We start from the raw sequence: 25,106 nt of genomic DNA on the forward strand, positions 1-25,106 counted from the left end.
TAAAAAAATTGAAGCAGCTTGGGATAAAGGCCGATGGCAGGAATAATTTAATCCATGCTCCAGCCAGCTGCTTTGATAAAATTCCAGTTCCGGCTAAATATTATGTTGGCCAATTGATCAAACTTAAATTTAAAGTCCAATATGAACTTTTTTAAAAAGTCCGATTATCTTGTTTTAAAAAAACAGCTCATTAATTGGATATCGTCAAACCTTAGGGCTTTAGCCGAACTACTGGATGAAGTAAAGCATGTCCCATACTATACCGTTCGAATTGAAGTCCGTGAAACAATAGTGGATAGAACCTGGCTCGAGCATTTTAAATTTGATTTAAAGATTCCGATGCGCGATTTTAAGGAGAAGTATTGGTTTTCCTGCCAAGACTTAACACGTCAACAAATTATTGAAGACCTTATTATTGACGAAATTGAAAAAGCGTTGCGAAAAGGTGGTCTTTTTGACAATCGGCTTTTTATATATGAGCAAAGGCTTGGGTATGAACATTTTTTACACGCTCAATTCAATTTGTGGGTTGAAGATAAAAATACCAGGTTTAGCCAGGCGAAAACGAAAATTAAATTATGAAAGAAATCTACAATTACTTTGTTGACGGAAGCATCAGCGATGTTATTATCGGGGTGCTAGCTTTGGGCTTTTTAATCCGGTTTCTCTATGAAGTGATTGCCAATCATGATTAGAAAATAAAAAACGGGCCGTACCACAGATAGTACGAGCCCGTTTTTTGGTATTAACGCTCAGTTGCAAAAGTATAAATTTTACTTCAGCTAATCTTATTTACTTTCCTCAAGTCCGATTTTTATCCCGGACACGATCTCGTGATAAAGGTCAATGCTCAACTTTGAGCCTGGCTGCATTACAAACTCACCGTTGTGCTTGGCCACATATCCCATAAACTGATTGTTTACGGTTAACATAAACAATGTGTTTCCACTGTTTTTCGATGTAACTATTATCTCGTCTGAAGAATGGATGAAACTGAATCTTTCCATTAATATTTTTTCGTAGGTGCGCTTCAAATTTGCGAAAAATTCAAAAAACAACTTCCTGAGAATTTAATATTCCTGGCTAGTGGCCATTCATTTTTTTTTACGCGATTCTCAGCGCCTTTATTCCCCTCCTGATCCGAGAAGATCTTTTGTCATCTGTACTATAAACAAGTGAGCGAGGCACGAAGCGAACACCTTATTAATCGCAGCCGCCGGGGGCGGCTTTTCCCTTTGCAATCCCTTATTTTTTATAATCCAGTAAATTTTTTTAACTTCTTAACAGTTTTAAATTTCAGACTTTAACAGACTGAACCAAAAGCTTATAGGAGTTAAAGAGTTAAGATTTTATTCTTAACTAAAGAAAGAAGTTAAGAAATATTCTTAACGGTTTTTGCGGTTAAAAACTTTGATGGCTCCGGTTAAGAATTTATTTCAACAAAAGTTAAGACTTAAGTATCTGTACAGCAGTTTGTTGCGTTACGGTTAAGAAGTTATAAAAATGTAGTGAGTTCAGACACTCACAATGTTGTAAATTTCGTTGCGCAGTTGTGCAATTATGTAAAACTGATAGATATTTTAAGTAAATTTGAGTCCCGGAACAACCAAACAAACACACAAACTTTTCTTGCTCTCATGATCTTTATCCACCCAGTGGCGATAAAGCCGTACCTAAAAAAGTACATGGCCCGATATGTTGCGATTGATCCTCATTTTGTGCTGTCCGAAAAAAATCGGTTTGGCACATTTCTAATTAACAGCCTCAAGCAAAAAAAAGAAATCATCCAGTCTGACCTTCATTGTAAAATTGAAGGTGAAAGTCTGAACGTCGTGATTCCGCCTTATCTGGAAACACATTATGGTATATTTATCCCGAAGAAAAATCAGTTCCGGTTTAACAGCTTTCTCCTGGACGAATTTAATGACCGGATGATGGACTTTGTTTTACCGAGAATGAATGGCAATAAGGGCGATATCCGTAAGGCACTTTTAGAATTTCGGAGCATTTACGGGATTTACGAAGATGATTTGCCCTATAAAACCCTCGAAAAGCAATGGGAGCGCAAATACGCCCGTTCAACTGCTTCATTATCAGCGTAAAATAATTTATGATAAAGTGGTCGGTTATCTTGCACGTAATTTAAAAAGCAAAATTACCTGTCGTTTATCAGCCTAAATCATGTGTCGATATTCGTATTATGATCGGCAATTTTCCCAATAAACCGTTGTATAACCCAGGGGGTTATCGCTCTTTTCTCTTTGTTCCACGAAATGACGTGGCTACCTATCCATTAGTGAACAATGGAAGCAATATTCTGCCCTTAGGCCTGCAGCAGTTTGGCGCGTGGTATAATGGATATGCTACTTATGAAACGCTTCAATATACAGAGGAACCGGAAACGAATGAGCACGGAACCTTTTATAAGCCGCTCCTTACCGGTTTTCTTCCTGGAGATTCTGCACAGCATATCAGTTTGATGCAAAATATGGAGCAACAACCGTTTTTGGTGCTACTAACTGATGCTAGAGGTTTTAAACGCCTGATCGGAACGCCGTCAAATCCATTAATATTCACATCAAAATTTGATGGCTCACTCACACGCTCCGCGGCCAAAGGATATACCTTTCAGTTTGCAGCAAACACACACGACATCGCCCCGATCTATCCGTTCTAAAAATCTGTCGTTTATCAGCCATCCACTTTAAAACACCTTTGTAACCACAACACACACGAACTGTAATTAAGTTATTAATGAACATCGGTTATTATGCGACTCTCGGCTTAAATGAACCTTGGGCTATTCATCCAGAATATGCCCAGGGTTATTTGCCTATTCTATCCGCTCTGCTTAAAGGTGAGGCAAGCGCCAATCAAACCGATAACTCTGCAGAGCGTTTGAGAAACAAATCATTTTTTGTTTCCGCTGATGCTGATGGTTTCGATGATGAGGATTTGAACCATGATCTTACATCTGCTCCCGAAGGATCAGTAGCCGTTTTGAATCTTCGTGGTCCGATCATGAAGTACTCTCAATTCTGCGGACCGATCGGTACAATGGATTTAGCTGCCGAATTAAAAAAGATTGATGCTGACAGCAATTTCATCGGTACGCTGATGATCATTGAAAGTGGTGGCGGACAGGCTTTCGCCATTAAGGTCTTAACTGATCAGATGGATAAGCGCACCAAACCATTGGTTGTTTTGGGCGGTAATGTCGTAGCAAGTGCCGCTTATGCCATTGCCGTACATGCCGATGAAATTGTTATTGATCATCCTAGAGCGGTAATCGGCAGTATTGGTACAATGAATTTCATTCAAAATATTCAACCTGCTCTGGAAAAAATGGGCGTTGAGTTTCATGAAATCTATGCTACCGAATCGGTTCTTAAAAATAACACTTACAACCAGGCCCTTAAGGGCAACTATTCTCCTATCAGAAAAAATTCTCTTGATCCATTAAACAAGGATTTTCAGGAAGATGTAAAGGCGCAGCGCCCTGGGATGTCCACCAACAAAACGATCCTTCAGGGCGAAACATTCATGGCAACGGTTGCTCTCGAGCTCGGAATGATTGATCATTTGGGGGATCGGGATTTTGCACTCTCGAGAGTTCGTGAATTGGCAAAACAGCCAAAGAAAAACAACAGTAAAACACAACCCACAAATAACATGGAACATTCTTTCAAAAATGTATTGGCTTTAGCTGGAATATCAAATCCTACTGAGTCTCAAATGAGTTTAGCAAATGCTGAACTTACTTTAGCCGGCATTACTCATATTGCCCTGGTTGAAGAAAGCTTTATGACTGAAGCTGCAGCTGTAACCACTGAACGTGACACTTTACAAACTGCAAACACTCAATTAACAACTGACCTTGGTGCCGCAAACACTACTATCCAGACCATGACCACAGCTGCAGCTACTGCTACCGCGCGTATCACTGAGCTTGAAGGTCAGGTTGCTGCTTTTGGTAAAAATGCTGGCGCTGTTCATAATGGTAAAACCGGTGATGATGTTCAGCCTGACGCTGATAACAAAGATTCAGCCGCCGTGATATCGAACTTATCACACAACAAAGCTGCAAACGAAGCTTTAGGAAATTAATTAATAATTAACCCTCTCATAAAACAAACAAACACACAATGAAATCTATTTTTTCGCTCTCTATTAGAACTTTTTTTGCATTTGCATTAACGTTCTTGTTTGGTGCCTTTGCTTCTCATGCAGCTGGTGCTCCTGATCAGGCCTTGGTTGTCGGTGTCGCTTTCTCGGCGGTATCATTCGCTGTTGCCCCTGGTCTTTTCCATCTAAAAGGATCGCTTGCGGTTAGTACCATCACCATTGCCGATCTTATTACGGAATACGGTGCTTACTACAGTGCCGGTTCTCAGTCATTAAAAGATTTGCGGGTGGCTTTAATGCAGCAATCAGTGTCTGAAGGCTTTTTTACACCGCGTCTGACTACAGCCACAAGAATTGAATTAGCCAATGCTCAAATTACCCGTGTTTTGCAGGCTTATCAAAAGGCGTTCACTCCAATTAGCGATACAAGTTTTACACCTCAGGTAATTAAATTGGATAACTTAAAAATCGATGTTTCGATCGTACCTCACGATTTAATGGAATCTTGGTTAGGATTCCTTGCTTTAAATGCATTAAAGCCGGAAGATTGTCCGATCGTAAAATACTGGTTGGAAAATCTGGTAATTCCTAAATACAATGAAGATTTAGAGATGAACGAGTTTTTCTATGGTAAAACAGGTGCCGTTACAGCGGGAACCGCAACAGCACCAGGTGCTTCAATGAACGGTGTTCGTGAAAAGTTAAAGCAGGCTGGTGTACAGGTAATCACAATGGGCGCCGTTCCAACTGTTGCAACAGAGTTTGTAGAATATGTAGAAGATTTCAGGGGCACTTTGCCAGAATTGGCTAAACGTGTATGTAAGCGCATCGCAATGGCTCCAGTATTGGAACAACGCTTCGCACAAGGTATGCGTGAAAAGTATAATGTAAATTATGCTCAGGTAACAGATAAGAAAACAATTATCGATACCGATTGCCAGGTTGTGGGTCTACCGTCGCAAACCGGTCATGGTGTTATCTGGACTACTCCGGAAGACAACAAAATCATCGCGAATAAGAACCCTGAAAATCAAGGGATTTTTGATCTTCAGAAACAAGGCCGTGAAATCCAGGCATTGACCGATTTCCATAAAGGTGTTGGTTTCTGGAATCCAGCTTTAGTTTTCCGCTCTGATATCTCATTAGTAGCTTAATCAATATTAACCTCAGCTCGGGCCTTTAAAAGCCCGGGCTTTTTCAAATACACAAATGAAAATTGTAGATAAATTTACTGATCTGGATAAGGCATTAGCTTACATCACAGAAATTAACGCGGAATACGCGAACCTTGTAGCACAAAAGAAAGCCGAATCAGATCGCGCCAATGGCGATATCGAGTCATTGAAAGATGAACTTAATGACGCTAACGCTATCATTACGGATTTAGGAGCTCAATTGGCTGCATTATCTGAAATTAGTGCTCCAGATAAAAAAGTTGTTTCAATTAAAGGTGACCAGTATGTACTTACCGGAACAGATTTTCTTATTCCTGGCGTTGGACCGAAAAAACTCGATGAGTTAGCGGCTGATGAGAAATTGCTTGAAAAGCTTTTAGCTAAGGAATCAAGCATTCTTACGCCCGTATCTTAATAATTAACCTCTCAATTTTTTATAAATGAATGCTCAAAAAATATCTTATCCTCCAGGTCGATTAAATCCTGCAGGTGTAAAGAAAGCGTTTTACGCTTTCGTAGAGGACATCTTAAGTTTTCCAGTACTTGATGATCCGGAAACAGCGACAACACTGGCCAGCCTCGTTGAAATTGATACCGCTATCGTAATGAAGCCGGGTAAACAATTTTTCGAGTACTATGGTACTTTAGAAGAGGGCGAATTAAAATGTACGATCGTTGGTCCTAATGATGGTAAAGGTTTTGAAAACAGCTATGAATTTTCTTATCCCGGTAATGATCCGATTGCATTAGGCCACTTAGCTGCAACGGCTAACAGGCAGATTGTTTGGATTGTGACCGAGAAAAACAATGTAAACCGTGTTGTTGGTTCATTGGAAGATCCGGCTCTTTTAATCTCTGCAGATTATACATCTGGTAAAAAAGTAGCTGACGGCCGTAAAACTGTTATCACAGTAAAAGCGTCCGCTGGAACTCCTGCTCCTATCTACACTGTACCATTGGCGAGCCTATTGGCTCCAGCAGCTTAAGGGGGACAGATCATGGTAAAGGCAGTATCAGATAAATACAAATTAGTTGGAATTACTGAAGGGAAACACCAGGTCGCTGAGTTTGGGATAATCGATTTTTCAAAAATTGATTTAGGACTCGCAAATCAGCTTTATAAAGCCGGCGTTCCTTTTCTGGTAAAGAAAAATAAAAGCGATATCGCTGAAGAAAAATAATCATTTTCATTTTTTAGTTTTAGTTAGTTAAAGAACCGCTCAGGATTGAGCGGTTTTTTTTATGTTTGTACCGCTACTAAGTTTCTTGAATATCTCGCACTACCGGTATACGGTAAGGCGTGGGCCTGCCATAATTTCGACGTGTCGGAAAAAAGCAGCCAATAGGGGTATTCATACACTTAGTAGCAGGCCTTACCGTTTTTATATGTCTGAACCAAAATATCCAAATAGTGTTTTGTTCCAACAATTGGAACGGTTTTTCTCTCCAGCTGCAGATTGGGAATCTTGTGAGATGCCAATGAGCACGCCAGAATTCTTCGAGAAAATACATGAAGTCTTACCAGGTTACTTTGAAGATTCCGAAAGGATCAGGGAAATTTTGGAAGCCGCACATTACCAATATGCGTTTAATGAAAACAACAAAAAGTATTACTGGTTGGTGAACCCACCAATTTTAAATCCTAGTTACTAACTATTCTTCTGAGTTCGGTATCATACACGTGGCCATCAGGATACATTCCTCTTATTGCTTCATTAATAAACTTTTGAACAGCTTCTACTGCCTCCTTTAGTGTGTCATAATCACCTATAAGATCATTCATGCCGCCATGGGCTTCATATCCATAAAATGCAAATGCTAAGAATCTTTTCATACTTCAAAAGTAGAGAAAAGACCTGTCGTTTACCTGCAGTAGAGCAATTGCCATTTTTACAATATGGCAATTGCGTCTCTCACATCCTGGCTTAATGATCCAAACCGTACCTATGAACATGGAAAACTGCTTTATGATCAGTACGGGGACAATAAAAGCCTTTCTGCCCTATTTAAATCGGGTAGCACATCTTTCCATCTTTCCAAACTTACTGCGGCATTAGCCGCCCTGAATTTAAAAGCTAATTTAGAACCAAAGCCAATTATTATTTTGGAAGCTCCGGAACCGGAGCCATCGCCGGAAAAAATGCGGATCTCTTATGATTCTGCTCCTGATCAAATCATCCAGATTCTCGAGAAAAAACGGTTCAACTACGCCAAAGCACGTAGACTATTTGAAGCCGTCCGGGTAATGGACAGCCAACAGCACCGATTGGATGCTGCTATTGAAATACTTGATCTAATGGATGAGGTTAATGAAGCATGGGCCATCATTGATGAGTGGAACGATACTGGCCACCTGAGGGAGCAGGAACAAAAACAGGTTGTTGTTGATGTGCAGCACATGAGCTTGCAACAGTTACTCAAGGAAAAAGCCAATCTAGGCCCAAACATTTCTAAAGATAGAAAGAAGCTTAAAGTAGCCGATTCTGATAAATCACGATTAAAAATAACACAACGTATTGAAGCCCGGGAAGCCAGGTATAAACTTGTTTTGGAAAGGATCGATGGATATGCTATTTAAATCAATGGATATCTCTGCTCCGGAGTCCAAAGGGTCAGCGGATAGCATAAAACTGGAGACTGCATTTAAGTTTTTGGACGGCAGAAAGCTAAACCAAATTTCTCATAACATAGGCAGGTTAGAATCCGATATTTCCATTTTTTTTAAAACAGATGGGGCCTGGAGTGCTATTGATCTGATCGAATATCTATTGCAACAAACCGGTGCTGCAGATATCTATTTTTCTACCTGGTCAATTGGTCCGGAAGCACTCAGGTATTACAGCCATTGGCTAAACTCTGGTTTGGTCAAATCAGCTGTAGGAATTATTGATGAGGGTTTTCGCAATCGTAAACCCGACCTCTATCATCAGGCAATTAATACTTTTTCTTCGCTAAAATTTTCAAAAAGCCATGCAAAAGTTACCGTTATAAAAGGCGATAACCTTTCCCTTACACTCATGGGGTCCGCGAATCTTACCCGTAATCCGCGTACTGAGGTTGGCGTGATAATCGTAAACGATGATTTGGCGCAAAGCAACATCAATTGGATAATGGAAGGAGTAGCCAATGTCTGATAACATTTTAAAAGAAATAGAAGATTTCGCCTATAGATACTTAGAAAAATCAGAAATCGCCCTGGTCACGGGCGTACCAGTGGAAAACATTGATGATGAAAATTCTCAAGAAGGAATTGCCTTTTTGAGGAGGCGACTGCTCCGTAAAGCAACATTCAATGAAAGCATTATAAAACTTACTGATCAGCTGAGCTCGCCGGCCATGGCCATCGAACTAAAGATCGCAGATGCCATAAACATTAACGACAGGAAAATACGATGAGTCTATTAAAATTATCTAATTATGATCAGATCATCGCTGAATTAAAAATCCTGACGGCGATGCTTCAAACCTCACTTTACACCAGCAAACCCTTTTGGCCAGATGGCAGGAGGCTTTTACACTTCAGCGTAATGGCCATAGTACGGCAGATTCGGCAGCGCTCTTAATGAAGCGCTTTCCTGGCTTAAGCCGGGCGACCGCTTACCGTGACTGTGCTAATGCATTGAGTTTATTTGGAGATATCGCACAGTCAACAAAACAGGGTATTAAGCATCTGGCAACGGAAATCGTAAAAGATGCGATCGGTATTGCCCGTATAAAAAACAATGAGGTGGCCATGATCCAAGGTGCTAAAGAAATGGCAAGTATCAATGGCGTTAACACAGTAGATCCTGATCTTCCGGACTTCTCTAAACTGGAACCAAACACTTATAACATCAGCTTGCCGCAAAATGTAATATCTGCACTGCAATCTATGATTACCGGCGGCCATATCAATTTAGGGGGACTGGTCAATGAAATGTCGAAACACGCTGATGAGGCGGAAATAATCAAGGACGATGAATCTGATTAGGCCCGACGGATCATTGCTGATTGACACTGAAGCTGCAGGTGTTCTTCCAGGAGCTAAATTACTACTAAATCCTATGCAGCTTATACTGGAGCTTGCGCCTCAGCGTATCCGTGTTACTCAGGTCGGGCGTGGTGGCGGTAAGTCAACAGGAGCAGCAATCGATATTAAGAATGTAGTGTATGATATGCCACGTTCGAAAAATTTCATTTTGGGTGAAACTTATCAGCAGATTTTAACCAGGACTTTACCGAGTACGATAAAAGCTCTAGAGATGCTCGGTTTCTATAAAGACCTGCATTATTTTGTTGGCAGGTTACCTCCAAAGAATTGGAAATGGAATTCGCCGTACGAACCACCTTTAGATGCTATCCATACCATCACGTTTTTTAATGGCAGCTGTTATGATCTCCTATCTCAGGATACAAATAGCCGTGGTGGTAACTACAGCTCGGGAATGGTCGATGAGGCACAGGATATTGACCAGGGCAAATTAGAAAGCCAGGTAATTCCTACAATGCGCGGAGAATACGAGCGCTTTAAAAACCGCCGGACTTATCGCCGCTTGTCAATGTATTGCTCCATGCCCCGTATGCGAAGAGCTGAGTGGATATTTCAGTATCAGGAATTGGCAAAGCAGTTTCCTGCGGACTATCTATGGATAGAGGGTCCTTCAGCAATAAATGCGCACAACCTTCCGCCAGATTGGTTCAAGGATCAGCAACGAATCTTATTACCTTCCGAATACGATATCGAGATTAGAAATATAAGGCCAAAGAAAGTTATTGGTGGTTTCTACCCGTTATTCAATGATCGGATGCATACTTACATAGATTTCAATAACGATCATCTGGACGGCATTATAGATAATAACAATGGATATAACGCACAGGCGTTTGAGCAGCTGAATTCCCTTCAGGACAATGATGTGCAGATGGACCAGCCATTAGAGATATCCTTTGACTGGGGTGCGTGGTTCAATGGTGTGGTTACCTGTCAGGAGTATAACAATGTTTTCCGGTATCTGTCAGCAATGAGCATCGATGAGAGTGAACGGATTGAAGATCTCGTTACCAAATGGTGTACCTATTACCGTTTCCATCGCAACCGTAACGTACATTTCTGGTATGACCATACCGCTATCGGCAAGAATGGTATTGGTGCTACCTATGCGGAGATAGTGGCTAAGACACTGATCAGCCACGGCTTTAACCCAATACACTTCTATATCGGACAACAGCCAGGGCATGATGATCGATATAAGTTTTGGGGTTATGCGCATAAGGGGGACCATCCTAACATACCTAAGTTTATATACAATCGTCACCATTGCAAGTATCTGATCATATCAATCAACAATGCCAATATCAAACAAGGCCGCAACGGCTTTGAAAAGGATAAAGCAGATGAAAAGAACCGCAATATAGATCAGCGAACAACAACCCACTTCTCTGATGCGCATGATACCATTGCGCTTGGTAAGTATGGCACCCGAACCGAAGAGCGTACGGGCGTAATCAGAACCAGGACTAGATAACTTCAATTATTAATAGGCAAAAACCTCATTTGATTAAAATCAATGAGGTTTTTATGCGTAAGGGGGCTGCCTAGTGCCGTCCTACCCATCCCAAAAACATTTTTTAGCTTACTTGGCCCGCCCGCCCCGCGCCCCCCGACATTTTTTTACCTGACTTGGCCCCGCCCGCCTATCATATTCCGTAGAAATCGAAAAAAGGGAAATTGCCTTTTTCGATAGGGCAGGCGGTGCACTTCGTGGATATTTTTGAGATTCGAAAGGGAATCTCAAAAAGCAAAGCGTCTAAAAATCAAAATCTTAAAGCATAAACTATCTAAAAATATGAGATAGAAAAAATGCATAAAAAAAAGTGTTAAAATTCTGAAAATAAATTGCTTAGGTCTTTAATATATTAAAGACTTTTAGTATATTTATATATGGAAACAAAAACGAAAACAAGTGCTAAATCTAAAGTAGATAAAGCACCAACCGCAAAAGCAGAAACTCCAAAAATGAAATTGTTGAACACCGCAAAAATTGAAGAAGCTCAGGTGATCGAGCCGAAGGGCCACAAGCCAAACCTCGAAGAAACTTCAAAAATTATTAGTTCCCTTCACGACAAAATCAAACATGTTACCAGGCTTGGCTTTTACATTGAAAGACTGGAGGAGTTTGAAATTGAACAAAAAGACGAAGATTTATTAAAGCAGGATCATTATTACCAAGGTTGCGTGCTGACCATAAAAGATGATAAAAGACGAGAGTTTGAGCTTAAAAACCCTGTTTTGATCGGTAAAGTAATAGAATTTCTTGGTGGTTTATTACAAAATCGCAGATCGGAAATCGAAGCCGAAATTATTCTCCCTTAAACTAAAAAGCCGTTTGCCTTTGCAGAGGTAAACGGCTTAAAATTCTAATTACTTAAAATTTTAACTAATGAAAAGCAAAGTTACATATTTAGGAGGTATTAAAAATGTTTGATGCCTTTATAACACACCTTGACGGCCTTTTTTGGGATGGATATGCCGAACAATTGGCGAATGACAACCCAGAGCTTTACAATTTCGAATACAACCAATTTTTTAATTATTATGCTTGATGATATCTATAACGTCTCTGAAATAACAGTTTCTTACAAACCCGACTTCAAAATATCTAGCCGACCAAAAATTACAACAAGCAAAAACTCCGAAGTCATTTTCAGAAAATATTGGCTTGATGATTTAAATCTTTATGAAAGCTCGTTTCTGCTCCTACTGAACAATGGTAATAATGTTCTAGGATTAGTGAAAATTGGTAGTGGTGGCGTTGATTGCTGCCCGATGGACATTTATAAAGTACTTCAGATCGCTTTGAAGTGTAATGCAACAGGTATAATCCTGGCCCATAATCACCCAGGGGGAACGCTCCGGCCAAGCCCTGCAGATATTTCAACAACAGAAAAAATATTTGAAGGTGCGAAAATGATCCATATAAGGCTATTAGATCATTTAATCCTTACAGAAGATAGTTATTATAGCTTTGCCGATGAAGGTCTTCTATAACGCTAAAAAGCACCTAAATGGTGCTTTTTTTTTGTGCCTGTCCTACTTTTTTATTTTCTTCAGTCGCCCTGAATAAAAAAGTAGCAAAAAACAAAAGGGGCTATTAACCCCTCGATATTACAACTGCGCGCCACCTAATGGAATTTCTCTATATTGGATCAATGCCATCATCTTTTTAATATCGTCATTGTATGCTATTTTAATGTCGATAACATCCACATCTTGTTCATCTAAGAACTCATTTATCTTTTCTTCTAATGTATCAGTTGCTCTTGCTGAAATAACTCTTACTTTCATTTTTTTTGTTTTATAGTTTAAATTTAATTGTTCCTGATCACTAAAAATATTCATCCTTAAATCTTCGAAAACTTCTTCCATCAGATCGGCGTTTTCCTTTGTCCCTGGATTATTATTTTTTTTGTAAAGATCATCCAGATCTCTAGTCAGCACAACCAGGTTGTCGAACAACATCCTGGCTTTTTTTTCGGTTAGTGTTAATGTTATAATTTTTTCCATGGCACTAAGTTGCAAATCGTGTTTAGCAAAAAAATACGGTTTCCCGTAATTGCATTATTTATCTACATGACTTTTTAGGATTTCATTGTATAGCGCTTCAGGCACCAGGTAAAAACCTTCTACACTTTCTTTTGGTATAGGTTTGCTTTGGTCCTCCCAAATCATATGCGTTGTTCTATCCTTGCAAACCTGCTCGGCTGTTTCTCGTAATTGGTATGCTTGGGTCATTCCAACATTTGGCGCGATCACTTTCTTATCTCTGCAGATAAAAAACATTTTACGGAATTTATATTTACTTATTACTTCTCCCATAGCTCCACCTGTTTAATTCTATAACCGGCCCTTTGCAAAATTTCTTTCATTTTATCTTCCGTTACCGGTTTCCCTTCCAAAAACCTTTTCTTGGTCGAATTAGCGGTTCCTTCAGGTATTTCTAATTTGACATACCAACCTCTTTGATTGATAAGGTCTGTAAATGCTTCTCTGATCGTCATATCCAAATATATAAAATCTTTAACACACTAAAGATTTTGTTTACTTTTTTCCCTGTCGTTTACCGCGGATCGTAAGCTCCCGACATTCGTAATATGATCGCTCTCAAAAACGCTTTGACGCTTATTAGAAAACACGATTTCAGAGACGGACACGGTTCATTCTCCATAGATTTTATGAAATGTAACCGTGACAAAGGAACTGGAGGTGAATTGGTTTCCCTGGATAAGGCATGTTCATGCGGATTACCTCCAACCTGTAAAAATGTACATGAAATGTGCGGAATAAAGGATATGGAGACTGGGAAAAAATATGCGGTCCACAATAGGCTAATGTTTACAGTTAACGGACAACCAATTTACTGGGTATGAGTAAGTCGATTATTAAAAGAAGCAGCACTGGTTCTGCAATGTATGCTTACAGATCGGGCGGGCCAGTACTCTTAAGTATCGGGGAACAATCCCCGAAAGCTCTTCACCAACAGGGAGCCTTATCCACTGAAGAAGAAACTGGTAAAAAACTGTATGTACCCTGGGGCACAAATAATGATTTTCCCAAAATTGTAGCGAAGCTCATGCGCAAAAGTACAGTTGGCCGTGCCGGACTGCAGTTGCTCACTAAGTACATCTACGGTCAAAGATTGATGACTTATAAGGTTGTCGACATGGAAAACAACGGTCAAGAGGTAGTACAGCTCGTTAAATGCCCTGAATGGGATGAAATTACCCGCCGATCCAATTTTGATATGGTACGCCTTGGCCTAATGCAGGATTACGCTTATTTCGGGATCAATTTTCCTGAAATCCGAATGAATGGGAATAAAACCGCAGTGTGGGGCATAGATTACCACAAAGCTTCGCATTGCAGGTTGGCACCTTATACCAATGGTAAGATTCCCAATGTTTTTGTAAGTGGTAATTTTCCGGATGCTAAAAATGAAGAATTAGCCACTTACCCGCATATTGATAGCATACGCTTTTATGACCAGATAGAAGCGATCAAGAAAAACACCAGCAATTTCAAGTACATCATGCCGCAATATTGGCCAGATGTATTAAATGATTATTATCCTGTCGCCTACTGGGACAGTTCACGCGAAAGCGGATGGCTGGATATCGTTACATCAATTCCCACTTATAAAAAAGCACTTTTCAAAAATCAGATGAGTTTGAAGTATGATGTACAAATTCCAATCGAATACCTGGAGGAATTGTATCCAAACTTTAAGACACTTGAGCAGGAAAAGCAGGATGAGATCGTAGATGATCTGATCGATGAGATTACAGATAATTTAACCGGTGCAACAAACGCTCAAAAAGCTATTGTCTCTTTTTTCAGGACAGATAAGCAGACCGGTAAACCGGTGGGTGGTTGGGTGATTAAAACCATTGATGATAAAATGAGAAGTGACGCATATCTTCCAGATGCTGCAGCAGGTAATGCTGAAATACTTTTCTCAATGCTGATCAATCCAGCAACTGTTGGCCAGGGTAATACCGGTGGCGATTATACCGGTGGTGCAAATAATGGTGGCTCAAATATCCGCGAAAGCGGACTGTTCATGCGAAGTTTATTGAAAGCTGATCGGGATATCAATATGGGTATTTTCAAGTTTGCCCAGGCTTATAATGGTTTTGATCCAGAAATTCAGATCGGTGTACAGGATCAGGTGTTGACAACCCTTGATACCGGTGCCGGCACTAAAAAAGTAGTAAGCTAATGAAATTGGTCAGCAAAATAAAAGAAATACAGGACCAGGTTCCTGTAAGTATGACGCAAAACATCGAGTTGCTTAAACCTTACCTTTCCACGGCGGAACGCCAGTTTATCAGGTTTATGATCGGAAAGGAGCAATTCGATGCTTTTGCATCTGCTTATGAAGCTGCAGGTAAAGATACTTCGGCAATTACTGATCCTCAAATTCGCGAAGCAATAGAATTGTGCCAGAAAATAGAGGCCAATCTTGCTTATTTAATCGGATTGCCTGTTTTGAGCGTTACAATTGGAGCCTCTGGAATCCAGATCCTAAGCAATGACAATACTAAAAACGCTTTTCAGTGGCAGGTAGATAAAGTCGAGAAATCACTTTTGGAGCTAGGTTTTGATGCAATTGAGGAATTGCTTGAGTTTTTGGAGTATAACGCTGATATATTTCCCGAATACATCAATTCCAAAGAATTTTCAAAGGTTGAAAGATGTTTGATCGAGACTGCAGCTGACTTTGATGATCAGTATAATATCCGCCGAAGCCGGTATGCATTCCAGGTAATGGTGCCGATCATGTACCGTATCGAGAATCAGATACTTATCCCATTGTTTGGGAAAGCATTTATGGAAATACTTAGGATGGACAACCTCGATGGAAAAACACTTGAATTGGTTGAATCTTATCTGAAGCCAGGCATAGCACTTTTAACTATTGCAAAAGCTTCTGTTGAACGCATCATTACAATTGATAATGGTATGGCCTCTGTTAACCTAAGCTCAAATTATGAAACCATTAAGGATAACAGCGCCATTTACAATACCGCAATCCAGGCTGCAGCTGAACAGCTCACTAAAGACGGAAATGAATTCATACAGGATGGACTACAGTTCTTATTGGCCAATATTGATTCTATAGACGGCTACGAACCTCAGCCATTGAAAAGGGGAAGATTTAAAAGAACAAATGATCCTGAAAAAGGGATTTACACGCTATGATAGATTTAAAAAACGCTCTCACTTTTTTAACCGATCGGCCATCCATTGGGATGGCCGGTGGTTTCGGCAGCGGCCTGCTCTTGTCGGTCCAGTCCTTCGTAACCGACGAACATGCTTTGAAAATCGCCGCCAGTCTTGGCGTGGTTTTCGGCATGCTGGTCGCAGCACTGACCCTTATCCTCAAGTGTATTGAGTTGGTAGAAAAAGTTCATTCTAAAATAAAACGCAAATCATGACACCCAAAACCCTTATCAAGAAAGTAAAAGAGTACAGTGCGATAATTGTTAACCTGCTACTTTTCTTCGCTGCCCAATATGTGCTTAGATGGATTGATCCAACTGCCGGTACTTATGATGCTGGAGTTCTTCAGTCAATAAACCTGTCTCTGGTAAAAGCTGCAGTGTGCTTTACCTGTGGATGGCTTGCATTTGGAGCATTCTGGCCAGACCAAAAAACCTACTTAAAACATTTCTTCAGTAACGAATTTAAATCCTTAACACCATGGCAAAAAACCTTAGTTTCCTGTTCGCTTTTATTGTTTTATGTGGGCTCAATAGTTCTGCTCAATCTGGCATCAGCTTAAGGGATGGAATCCAAAAAACCTACAATGCCGCTATTGGTGTGCGGGAGCGGACAGGTCGGAACGACGGCGTTGATGTTGAAAAGTATCTCGCTTATGTATGGCTTAAGCCTGGTAACCCCTGGTGTGCTGCGTTCGTATCTTGGACACTTGGACAGAGCGGAGTCAAAAAAGCCCGGTCTGGTGGATGTGTTGCCCTTATGGAACAGGGAACAACTATCTATCGAACAAATAAGCTTACCCGGACGCCTGGGCCAGGTGACGTGTTCTTTATCTACTACCCCACGAAAAAAAGAGTCGCTCATACCGGCTTTGTCGATAAGTGGGAATCGACTTATCTCATTACCGTTGAAGGCAATACCAATGAAGCAGGCAGTCGCGAAGGCGATGGCGTATATCGTAAAAGGCGTTTAAAATCTCAAATTTATGCGGTTAGTACTTATCTTAATTAGCTTCCTGCTGGTGGCAGCATGCAGTAAAAGAACTGTTGACCTACAAGCTGTGAAAACAAGTACCAGGCTTGATACCAAGATTGATAGCTCAAGCTTAGTTCAGCTTTCAAAAACTAATAATTCCTATGTTTTTTCATTCGAAGATTCAGAAAATGAATATTGGGTCAACATTACTCCCGATACCGGAACTGTAACTTTTAATCAATTAACTGGCTTTGTTGGAAAAGCTAAGAGTGTAACGATCCATGGGAAACAAAAAAAGAGCCTTAAAAGTGCTTTAACCACTCAAAATAAGATCGATTCAAATGCTAAAATCAATGTTTCAAAGGGGATTTCAGTTAAAAACGATATGGTTATAAAGAATAAGCAGTCTGAGTCAAAAAGATATAATTTTATGGGAGTATTGACGGTGATATCAATATTTGTAGTCGCGATTGCTGCCATTTACCTATTTTTACGCTATAAATCACGTTCATGATTCCTATCTCAGGTAATTACATCAAAGATGAAAAGGAAGTGCCTTTTTCTGCAGAAATTCCCTCCGCTTGGGAAGAATTAGAAGCGCATCAATACGCGACAATAGTCGAAATAAGAAGCTTCAGTAAGGCTGACCCATATACCATGGCAATGAGCCTTTTAACTGTATTAATGGGCGTAGATAATTATCACATTCTTTATTACTTGCCTGATGAGGATAAACATAGCTTGGTGTCGCTCACGAACTTTATTATGGATGTTCAGGTACCGGTAAAAAACTTTTTCCCAACGCTGCAGCTCCGTAAGAAAAAACACTTTGCACCATCTGAGTTCCTAAGCGAGCTGAACTTTGGAGAGTGGTGTTTTGCCTATCAGGCCTGGAATTATTACACCCAGTTCAAGGATGATAAATTTCTTGATGAATTAATCGCTATCCTTTATCGCCAAAAGTCAACTGATGAGCATGCTCTTGATAAGGTTGGGGATATCCGTGAGCCATTTAACGAAAACCTGATATCCAAAAATGCAAAAAGCGTTGGCAACGTTCACCATAGGATAAAACTCGCAATTTATGCGTGGTTTACAGCGTCGATTAACCTCCAAATGAGTTACCGTCCTACAGCCTTTCCAGTGGGCACAGGTGAAAATGTAGATTCTGAAAGTGATCAAGTTCCAGCAACTATATTTTCCCTTTTCCGCGAATTACTTGGCCCAAAATGGGGAACTACAGGCGTGCTGCGACTGGAAAATGCCGACTTCGTTCTCGATGGGCTGGAGGAAATGCGTATTGCTTTTAAAGAGTCCCAAAAAAGCATAACTGCCTAATTTACCTGTCGTTTATTGACGATTGCCTTATGCCGTAATTCGTGTTATGGAAATACAGGCAATTGTCGATCGTTTTGAACTTTATGCCCAAAAATTAAAGGACCTGGATCACGATCCGGAGAATTTCAGGGAACGATCTTTTTTTCAACTAGATTTTGAGGATTTGCAAACGGCCATCAAAGAGGGCTGTAAATTTCCATTAATGCTCTTTCTTACGCCCGATATCGATAAATCAGGAGGTATGGACAATCTATCGGAATCATGGGAGGGCTCTTATATTATCCTGGATAAAAAGGTTACTACCAAAGCAGCTTGTCTTAATAAATGTAAATTGATTTCCGATAAGGTGTTTAACAAGATGTTAGCTGAAGTAGAGGATTTCTATCAGTGCGACAGCTTGGAAGCAGGTGGTGGCGGAATTGGTCCTACTACAGATCAGCTTTATGGTTGGGTGGTTCAATTTGGCTTCTCAAAACCTTACAATGGTGAAGTGAATGCCAACGATTGGGAGGATGGAATATGAGCGTAACACTTGCCTCAAGCCCTCAGCTTCATTCATTTAGCAATAGCTACATTACTGCCAAGTTCCAATGTGCAGATTATTTTCAACAGGTAGGTTCCTATGCTGTTAATTCGATCAACATTGCAGCAATTACCGCTCCTGGTACTATCATTGAAATTAAGTACGGGAATAACACTGTTACGATGATGAGCGCACTTGCTCCAGATGATAGTGGTTCCCAATTTCTTTGTGGCAACGGAACCGCTTTGCCTGCAAGCGATGTAGCAGGTTCGTTTCAATCCAATCACCAACTGAGTACTGATTTTGATATTTCATTTTCCGGCTACAACATCATCTTTACCGCAAAGCAGAAAACAATTGGATTTGACTTCATTTCAGGAGGTACAAATACCACGATCGGAAAAGCTGAAATTGTAAAGCCTAATTATCGCGTATTCTTTCGTTTGTTTCTAGAAAATAATACCCATACCGGTTACGATGAAATCTATAAAACTTATCTCGATATCCAGAACGGATCAGGTGGGTTAGCAATTGCAGAACTGGGCGATAAAATCCATCAAAAAATAACTGCAGATATAGATGAATATGGGCTTGAAGTTCCTGGCATTACGGTTCTTAGTTGTATGAATACTGCCCGCAAATTCTATTTTGAATTTGCTGAAAGTTTCGGGGACACCATTACGGTCAAAAAGCTGTTAAAATCCAATGTGTTTAATGTTCTACACGGTGGACTGAGCTTTCAATCTAAATCGTCTGTTAACCTGGTTAGCCTGATTGCTGGTGGATCACCTACGGAAGACCGTTTTTTAAAGCAAGGACCCAAGTCACAATATGGTCGAATCGATCAGCCACAATTTCTTTATTTTTTTAATACCAGGTCGACCAAGGCTGGGGCAAAACTATTAATTAAGCGATTTTTTTCAGATGGTAGCAGTGATTCGGCAAACGATTTAACTTTTAACCTCGATCAGCACCGAAAGTTTGCTTTTAATGTAAGTCCTGGCAATATATATAATGGCGTAAAACAGTTGGACAGATATGAAATTAACTTGATTGATAATGCCGGCAATAGGATATCAGAAAAACAGGAATATTTTATAAAACGCGATGGCCAGCGGTATTTAAGGTACTTCCTGAATTGGAGCAGCTGGGGCTCACTGGATTCAAGGTGTTTCACCGGTGTAAATCAACCTACGTTGGAAATAAACTCAAGTAAGGCCTCTCGGTTGCTTCAATCAGGTTACAAGGTAACAAACGGTGAATTTAAAGTTTATGGAAAGACCGGTACTGATAAGTTTAAGGCATCCACTGGTTTTAATGATCCGGACATCATAAAGTTTAATAAGGATTTCTTTCTATCGAATCTCCAGTTTAGATACATTAAAAACACTATTCTGCCAATTGAGGTTACAAGCGATTCGGTTGCCAAGCCCGCAGACAGCGACTTCTTATATGCACAGTCTTTTGAATACCAGTATTTATATTCAAATCAAAACTATCTGGAGAACGACATTGAAGATGATTTTTCATTTTCAGGATCTTCTTTCCAACCGCCGTACACAGGCCCGATTTTAATTTTAGCGGGGACACCTGCAAACCCATCAAAACAAATTATTCAACAACAAATTTCATAACAATGGCTACTCCTGTTCTCTTAGCAAGAATTAAAAACTTAATACTGACCGAAGCAGAATGGCTTCTTGAAGATTTCATTCCCCACGATGGTGAAACTATCTATGTCCGTTTTTACAATACTGACGGCACAAGTTATGTAAATATTAAAGTTGGTGATGGACTAAAGCCGTTTTCCCAGCTCGAATATAATCTTGAACTCCCTGCAAAGCCAGAAGCTGGTATAAAACCTGGCGATAACCATGGTGAACTGAGCAAGCCCATGTTCTGGTTCGCGGAACCGGGCCAATATGCGAATTTTGGCAATCAAGAAATCACAGGTGCTGCAGGTGTTATTGTATGGAATGGATCACAATTCAGTAGTGCAAATTTTAATATAGACTTAAATAATTATGTAAAATCAATTGAATTACTCCCTGATTTTCTGTTGAATAAAGAAGCACAATATTCTGCAGATGAAAAAATTATTCTAAATGCTATTAAGGCTCTAAGTATTCAACCAGTTGATGATGAAAAATTACACGACTGGATTATCCTTCAAGTAAATTCCAATCCTCGAACGATAATTTTACGTAATCTCACAGCCGCCGCAAATTGGTATTTAATACCGGAAGACGAGACTGTGCCAACTGAACAAACAGGCATAACTTTTTATAATGGGGAGACTGAATATTCATATGCAGATGCTTTGTTTAAGTATAATGTTGGTATTGACTGGAGTCTACTCCCCATTGACTTTACTTTCGATAATAATGGCACAAACTTGCATGTAATCACAGGTATTTTTAGTGATTCAGCTAATTTATTAGATAAGCTTGACGTTGAAAATATGCCGAGTTATCTAAAAGAAAAAAACAGAAAATATTCTAGGTTGGCAAGAAAAGTTATATCAGCCACTCCTGTTTTTGATATCATGGTGCCAAATGCTTTTATAAATGACGATTGGAGGTTTCATGCAGTTGCGACAAATGCACCTGTATCGCCTCTTGATGCTAGTTATAAATTTGCAATTGAGATAAGGAATCTAAGCACCTCTACCGCTTATATGATTGTACAGTATAACCAGCCTCAGCTAATTATAGATGAATTACAAGGCTTAAAGAGCTTTGAAGGACGAGCCTGGTCAGCAAACGGAATGCACTTCATAGATTTTAATGTTAGGATCGACTTTAAGGCTTTGGGAGCCAACTTTCAGTATGTGCCAAATGCATCATCTGAGTTAAAACTGGTAGTAGGCAACAATGATAAGGTCAGCGGTGTGCGTTCTGGATTCTACAATAGTCAGATCAGATATCCAAATTCTTGGCTAAATGGATTAAGGGTAAATTATTATGGCACATCTATTTGGGCGCTAAGCTACGATCTACCTGCTGCGATATTGAAAAATGGAGGTTTCCCTATAAATGAAGCGATCTCAAGCGGTTGCGCACGTTCGGGTGTTCCAAAGTATCCAGGAGAAAAAAGGGCATGGCCTATAATATTAAGAGCGATGGGTGATACTATCGCTGAAAAGGTTTATATTCTTGCAAATTGGGACTCCATATACAAAGCTTTAGCCACGGGTGATGGTTTGCCGGCGCCACCAGACAGAGCATATTTTGAAGGGCAACATGAAGTAGAAGCAATAAAGCGAGGTATTACAGATGCCGAGTTTTACATTCAGTGTAGTTACGAGCACAGGATTGTCCCATATCTGGACGGAACAAATCCTATGCCAGATTCTTGGCTGTTTGCGCATGGTTATAATGAACGTCCGAATCCGGTATTCGAAACTGATGAAAATTACTTGACTCAGCCTGAAAATCCAGAAGACAAAACAACTTTTTTGGGAGCCATGAATTTTTATATTGGTATGATCTTAAAGGCAAACCCTTATGCACGTATAGCGATAGTAGGACATTATGAAAATCAATTGAATCCAATTGTTTCAAAAGCTCAAACGGCAGTTGCAGAACACTGGGGTATTCCCATTCTAAAAACATGGAAAAAAACTGGTTGGTCGCAAAACAGAATTAAGGGGACGCAGCACTTATGGACAGATGACCCTGGCAGAGCTGCGTATGCAGGTGTAGATGGAACAGATCCGGACAAAGATATAACCGTCTTACAGTACTGGATTCCAGACAATATACATCCAGCAACTTCCGCACAGGCTCAGAATTTATTATTAGATATTCAAGCAGAATGGTTAAGTAGTTTGTACTAAAATGATTCAAATCATAAACAAGGGAGGTCGCGCTGCGCACCTTTTCTCGGATACTTCAATTTCAATAGAGCGGAATAATCCGCTCTTTTTAGATAACGAGAACTATTTTGAAGATATAACCTATTCATTCAACATGCCGGGCGATGCCTGGAATAAAGAGTTTTTTAAAAGCGGCCACCTAGTTGAATCCTCCAACGACGTATACCAGCTAGAGGTACAGACCTTCGTGTCCGGAACAAGCTTCTTTGCTGGCCTGCTCACCTACAGCCTGCAGGGGAGCGACTTCAAGGCACTTCTCAAAATCAACTACGGAACACTAGTCAGCAAGGCTAAAAACTCGAAAGTTAATAATATTACAACCCTTGATGGAAATGGCCGGCTTAGTGCTGATCTTACCACGCCTGCATTAATGAAAGACACGTGCGTTAACCCACAGAACTATCCGTATGCATTTTTCCCAATTTACAATCCCGTTGCGAACAACTCTTTTGTAAATAACTGGAACCATTCCAGCCAGAGCTTTTCCCTTAATAGTCCTGTGGTTGCCTTTTACAAATTGCAATATATCTTTGAACGGATACTTGAGTATTTGGGTTTTGAAATGGCTGGCAGTTTTTTTCAGGATGAGAATAACAAGGCCATTTATATTTATGGTGGCATCGATGGTATTTTTATTTACTCTTCTTTAGCCTCAGTCCCTCCAGGTATCACGATATCCGATTTTTTCAAAATGTATAAACAGCGGTTGAACATATCGATATCATTTAACCTTTTGGATGGCAAAGCATATATCGATTCAGCCAAGACATTGATCGCTACGCAGGACATTATCGATTTAACTCCTTATGTTTCGGATGTTACGGAAATTGCACCTCCTGAGGTTGTTGGCTATACCTTGACGCTTAAGCCGGATGATACAGATGAGCTATTTAAAATCAAGATTAATGATGAAAAGCAGTCCGCGCCAACTAACCAGGTAATCATTGGTGATGGTGATAAGGGAATTGAGATCGATATCAGTACGCTCAAAGAAAGAACAGTCGATAACTACGTTATGCCTGCCACAAATCAGCCAATTTACCCACATAACGATATGAGATTGATCAGCTTTAAAGGCATGAAAGATGTGGGTGGAGGCAAGTTTTTTCCTGAAGCCAGGGCAATGGAAATCGGAAATGATGAAATTTTCTATTATAAATTTTTGAATGATAGCAAAAAGGTTCGCTTAACAGCATTGATAAGCAGCTCCCTTACTGCTAAACTGACCTCTTTTAAAAAAATTGCTTTTAAAAGCCGGGAGGGTTTCTATTCACTGGCCTTAACGGAAAAAGTCTCATATTCAATCAGGAATAGTAATGAGGATCTGATAGACGTGGAAGTTGATTGCCGAACGATTACACTGGATTCAAGGACCAGTGTAAAGATTCAGCCGGTTATCCCTGCTTTTAACAATGTTGTTGGATTTGCTGCATTCAGGGCATATTTCACTGAACTAACGGTTAGCAAAATTGAATATGATCTCTATTACTTTGACTGGGCAACCAGGGAGTGGCCACCTGGTCAATCTGGCCCTGAAGAAAACATGCCCCAAAAATCGCAGGGACCACGAACAGTTAGCGGAACCATTACAAGTTCAACAGACAGCTATGGTGTAGGTGGTATTGTAGCCATTACAGAATTTATTGAATCTTATGACATCGCACCCATTGAATTAAGGATTAAAAATGCTGTTCCAAAGTATATAGTGGTTTTCGGCAAAAAGTATTATTTCAGACAACGCGATAACTATTATTATGTAAGTGACCACGATTTTGATGTGTATGGCTTTGATGATCAGCGCGGACGTGGGCTGCTGATCGTGTTCTAGGCCTGTCGTTTACCAGCGTTTAAAATTACCCCTCCTTAGCGTTCAGAATAACCTCTGAACGCTTTTTTTATGTCTTTACTCACCCAGTACAATTCCGATGTTTCCCAATGGACCAATAAAGCCAGGCGGAAAATTAAGCTTGAAGTTCTACGCCTGGTACTTAACGTTGGTCCCGGTCACGATCAACAAAAGGCATCGGTAAAGAAATATGCCGGTGAAGCTTCAAAAATTGATTTTTCAATGCCCTACTATATGGCCTTTGTCCATAAGGGTGCTGGCCGTGGCTATGGTGGAAATAAGTCGGGAGAGTTCTCTTTGAAAGGAGGCGGAAAGGGGAAAACAAACCCGCTCAGTATGGGCAAAATGGGCACAGGCAAACGAAAGGCCAAGCCATTCTTTAATCCAGTGATCGAGGAGCTCTTCCCGGAGCTCGCCAATATCATCGCCCAATATCACGGCGATAAGGTATTCGCAAAAATTGAAAAAATACTAGTACGCTAAATCTC

33 protein-coding genes are annotated in these 25,106 nt (G+C 40.2%); 28 read left to right on the plus strand and 5 right to left on the minus strand.

Annotated features, from left to right (window positions below; all coding sequences use genetic code 11):
* The first annotated feature begins 141 nt into the window (after positions 1 to 141).
* On the plus strand, positions 142 to 582 hold the full coding sequence (locus BLR60_RS13135; RefSeq protein WP_090500532.1) for a hypothetical protein: 441 nt from the start codon (positions 142 to 144) through the stop codon (positions 580 to 582).
* Between the two features lie 206 nt (positions 583 to 788).
* Here the strand turns inward: BLR60_RS13135 and BLR60_RS13140 are convergent, their stop codons facing one another.
* On the minus strand, positions 789 to 1,007 hold the full coding sequence (locus tag BLR60_RS13140; RefSeq protein ID WP_090500534.1) for a hypothetical protein: 219 nt from the start codon (positions 1,005 to 1,007) through the stop codon (positions 789 to 791).
* Positions 1,008 to 1,685: 678 nt separating this feature from the next.
* On the opposite strand from BLR60_RS13140, the gene BLR60_RS13145 reads away from it, so the two are divergent.
* From BLR60_RS13145 to BLR60_RS13180, 8 genes are all read left to right on the plus strand, one after another.
* Positions 1,686 to 2,102: a hypothetical protein gene (locus BLR60_RS13145; RefSeq protein WP_143009079.1), complete on the plus strand. Its 417-nt coding sequence runs from the start codon at positions 1,686 to 1,688 to the stop codon at positions 2,100 to 2,102.
* Positions 2,103 to 2,227: 125 nt separating this feature from the next.
* Positions 2,228 to 2,677, plus strand: coding sequence for a hypothetical protein (locus tag BLR60_RS13150; protein ID WP_143009080.1), 450 nt, complete (start codon positions 2,228 to 2,230; stop codon positions 2,675 to 2,677).
* A gap of 77 nt (positions 2,678 to 2,754) precedes the next feature.
* A complete protein-coding gene (locus BLR60_RS13155) occupies positions 2,755 to 4,107 on the plus strand; it encodes a S49 family peptidase (protein WP_090500541.1) in 1,353 nt (450 codons plus the stop codon).
* Between the two features lie 38 nt (positions 4,108 to 4,145).
* Entirely contained in the window at positions 4,146 to 5,279 is a 1,134-nt protein-coding gene (locus BLR60_RS13160) for a hypothetical protein (protein ID WP_090500543.1), read from the plus strand.
* Positions 5,280 to 5,334: 55 nt separating this feature from the next.
* A complete protein-coding gene (locus BLR60_RS13165) occupies positions 5,335 to 5,715 on the plus strand; it encodes a hypothetical protein (protein ID WP_090500545.1) in 381 nt (126 codons plus the stop codon).
* 25 nt (positions 5,716 to 5,740) lie between these two features.
* Positions 5,741 to 6,286 (plus strand): hypothetical protein, encoded by a 546-nt coding sequence (locus tag BLR60_RS13170; protein ID WP_090500547.1) that lies wholly within the window; start codon positions 5,741 to 5,743, stop codon positions 6,284 to 6,286.
* Positions 6,287 to 6,298: 12 nt separating this feature from the next.
* Positions 6,299 to 6,481: a hypothetical protein gene (locus BLR60_RS13175; protein WP_090500549.1), complete on the plus strand. Its 183-nt coding sequence runs from the start codon at positions 6,299 to 6,301 to the stop codon at positions 6,479 to 6,481.
* Between the two features lie 205 nt (positions 6,482 to 6,686).
* On the plus strand, positions 6,687 to 6,953 hold the full coding sequence (locus tag BLR60_RS13180; protein WP_090500551.1) for a hypothetical protein: 267 nt from the start codon (positions 6,687 to 6,689) through the stop codon (positions 6,951 to 6,953).
* Here the strand turns inward: BLR60_RS13180 and BLR60_RS13185 are convergent.
* Positions 6,943 to 7,134 (minus strand): hypothetical protein, encoded by a 192-nt coding sequence (locus tag BLR60_RS13185; protein WP_090500552.1) that lies wholly within the window; start codon positions 7,132 to 7,134, stop codon positions 6,943 to 6,945. The two genes, BLR60_RS13180 and BLR60_RS13185, sit on opposite strands and share 11 nt — an antisense overlap.
* Positions 7,135 to 7,197: 63 nt before the next feature.
* Between BLR60_RS13185 and BLR60_RS13190 the strand changes: the two genes are divergently transcribed.
* From BLR60_RS13190 to BLR60_RS13220, 7 genes are all read left to right on the plus strand, one after another.
* A complete protein-coding gene (locus BLR60_RS13190; RefSeq protein WP_090500554.1) occupies positions 7,198 to 7,878 on the plus strand; it encodes a hypothetical protein in 681 nt (226 codons plus the stop codon).
* A gap of 4 nt (positions 7,879 to 7,882) precedes the next feature.
* Positions 7,883 to 8,434 (plus strand): phospholipase D-like domain-containing protein, encoded by a 552-nt coding sequence (locus tag BLR60_RS13195; RefSeq protein WP_143009081.1) that lies wholly within the window; start codon positions 7,883 to 7,885, stop codon positions 8,432 to 8,434.
* A complete protein-coding gene (locus BLR60_RS13200) occupies positions 8,427 to 8,696 on the plus strand; it encodes a hypothetical protein (RefSeq protein ID WP_090500558.1) in 270 nt (89 codons plus the stop codon). The genes BLR60_RS13195 and BLR60_RS13200 overlap by 8 nt, the downstream gene beginning before the upstream one ends.
* Before the next feature lie 94 nt (positions 8,697 to 8,790).
* On the plus strand, positions 8,791 to 9,270 hold the full coding sequence (locus tag BLR60_RS13205) for a hypothetical protein (protein ID WP_090500559.1): 480 nt from the start codon (positions 8,791 to 8,793) through the stop codon (positions 9,268 to 9,270).
* Positions 9,257 to 10,804: a hypothetical protein gene (locus BLR60_RS13210; RefSeq protein ID WP_090500561.1), complete on the plus strand. Its 1,548-nt coding sequence runs from the start codon at positions 9,257 to 9,259 to the stop codon at positions 10,802 to 10,804. The genes BLR60_RS13205 and BLR60_RS13210 overlap by 14 nt, the downstream gene beginning before the upstream one ends.
* A 416-nt stretch (positions 10,805 to 11,220) precedes the next feature.
* Positions 11,221 to 11,652, plus strand: coding sequence for a hypothetical protein (locus tag BLR60_RS13215; RefSeq protein ID WP_090500562.1), 432 nt, complete (start codon positions 11,221 to 11,223; stop codon positions 11,650 to 11,652).
* 222 nt (positions 11,653 to 11,874) lie between these two features.
* Entirely contained in the window at positions 11,875 to 12,327 is a 453-nt protein-coding gene (locus BLR60_RS13220) for a JAB domain-containing protein (protein WP_167354734.1), read from the plus strand.
* A gap of 117 nt (positions 12,328 to 12,444) precedes the next feature.
* Here the strand turns inward: BLR60_RS13220 and BLR60_RS13225 are convergent, their stop codons facing one another.
* From BLR60_RS13225 to BLR60_RS13235, 3 genes are read right to left on the minus strand one after another with little or no spacing between them, the layout of a single operon-like run.
* Positions 12,445 to 12,843, minus strand: coding sequence for a hypothetical protein (locus BLR60_RS13225; protein WP_090500566.1), 399 nt, complete (start codon positions 12,841 to 12,843; stop codon positions 12,445 to 12,447).
* Positions 12,844 to 12,897: 54 nt separating this feature from the next.
* Positions 12,898 to 13,155 carry a hypothetical protein gene (locus BLR60_RS13230; RefSeq protein ID WP_090500568.1) on the minus strand — a complete coding sequence of 86 codons (258 nt, stop codon included), beginning with the start codon at positions 13,153 to 13,155 and terminating at the stop codon, positions 12,898 to 12,900.
* Complete coding sequence (locus BLR60_RS13235) at positions 13,143 to 13,337, minus strand: hypothetical protein (RefSeq protein ID WP_090500570.1); 195 nt, start codon at positions 13,335 to 13,337, stop codon at positions 13,143 to 13,145. Before BLR60_RS13235 ends, BLR60_RS13230 begins: the two co-directional genes overlap by 13 nt.
* A gap of 365 nt (positions 13,338 to 13,702) precedes the next feature.
* Here BLR60_RS13235 and BLR60_RS13245 point away from each other — a divergent pair, with 365 nt between their 5' ends.
* From BLR60_RS13245 to BLR60_RS13295, 12 genes are all read left to right on the plus strand, one after another.
* Positions 13,703 to 15,055: a hypothetical protein gene (locus tag BLR60_RS13245; RefSeq protein WP_090500573.1), complete on the plus strand. Its 1,353-nt coding sequence runs from the start codon at positions 13,703 to 13,705 to the stop codon at positions 15,053 to 15,055.
* Positions 15,055 to 16,038, plus strand: coding sequence for a DUF6712 family protein (locus tag BLR60_RS13250; protein ID WP_090500576.1), 984 nt, complete (start codon positions 15,055 to 15,057; stop codon positions 16,036 to 16,038). Before BLR60_RS13245 ends, BLR60_RS13250 begins: the two co-directional genes overlap by 1 nt.
* Entirely contained in the window at positions 16,035 to 16,274 is a 240-nt protein-coding gene (locus BLR60_RS13255; protein WP_090500579.1) for a hypothetical protein, read from the plus strand. Before BLR60_RS13250 ends, BLR60_RS13255 begins: the two co-directional genes overlap by 4 nt.
* Entirely contained in the window at positions 16,271 to 16,621 is a 351-nt protein-coding gene (locus BLR60_RS24675; RefSeq protein WP_143009082.1) for a hypothetical protein, read from the plus strand. The genes BLR60_RS13255 and BLR60_RS24675 overlap by 4 nt, the downstream gene beginning before the upstream one ends.
* A complete protein-coding gene (locus BLR60_RS13260; protein ID WP_090500582.1) occupies positions 16,540 to 17,070 on the plus strand; it encodes a CHAP domain-containing protein in 531 nt (176 codons plus the stop codon). Before BLR60_RS24675 ends, BLR60_RS13260 begins: the two co-directional genes overlap by 82 nt.
* On the plus strand, positions 17,045 to 17,548 hold the full coding sequence (locus BLR60_RS13265) for a hypothetical protein (protein ID WP_090500585.1): 504 nt from the start codon (positions 17,045 to 17,047) through the stop codon (positions 17,546 to 17,548). The genes BLR60_RS13260 and BLR60_RS13265 overlap by 26 nt, the downstream gene beginning before the upstream one ends.
* The gene (locus BLR60_RS13270; protein WP_090500587.1) at positions 17,545 to 18,372 is read left to right on the plus strand and encodes a hypothetical protein; all 828 of its coding nucleotides are present in this window, start codon (positions 17,545 to 17,547) and stop codon (positions 18,370 to 18,372) included. The genes BLR60_RS13265 and BLR60_RS13270 overlap by 4 nt, the downstream gene beginning before the upstream one ends.
* A gap of 46 nt (positions 18,373 to 18,418) precedes the next feature.
* On the plus strand, positions 18,419 to 18,895 hold the full coding sequence (locus BLR60_RS13275) for a hypothetical protein (RefSeq protein WP_090500589.1): 477 nt from the start codon (positions 18,419 to 18,421) through the stop codon (positions 18,893 to 18,895).
* Positions 18,892 to 20,529, plus strand: coding sequence for a hypothetical protein (locus BLR60_RS13280; protein WP_090500592.1), 1,638 nt, complete (start codon positions 18,892 to 18,894; stop codon positions 20,527 to 20,529). The genes BLR60_RS13275 and BLR60_RS13280 overlap by 4 nt, the downstream gene beginning before the upstream one ends.
* Before the next feature lie 2 nt (positions 20,530 to 20,531).
* Positions 20,532 to 22,733, plus strand: coding sequence for a hypothetical protein (locus BLR60_RS13285; protein WP_090500595.1), 2,202 nt, complete (start codon positions 20,532 to 20,534; stop codon positions 22,731 to 22,733).
* A gap of 1 nt (position 22,734) precedes the next feature.
* Positions 22,735 to 24,600, plus strand: a complete 1,866-nt coding sequence (locus BLR60_RS13290; RefSeq protein ID WP_090500597.1) for a hypothetical protein — start codon at positions 22,735 to 22,737, stop codon at positions 24,598 to 24,600.
* A gap of 69 nt (positions 24,601 to 24,669) precedes the next feature.
* The gene (locus BLR60_RS13295; protein ID WP_090500600.1) at positions 24,670 to 25,101 is read left to right on the plus strand and encodes a hypothetical protein; all 432 of its coding nucleotides are present in this window, start codon (positions 24,670 to 24,672) and stop codon (positions 25,099 to 25,101) included.
* The last annotated feature ends 5 nt before the right edge of the window (positions 25,102 to 25,106 follow it).

It is taken from the genome of Pedobacter terrae, from assembly GCF_900100705.1.
In the GTDB taxonomy this organism is placed as follows: Bacteria; Bacteroidota; Bacteroidia; order Sphingobacteriales; family Sphingobacteriaceae; genus Pedobacter; species Pedobacter terrae.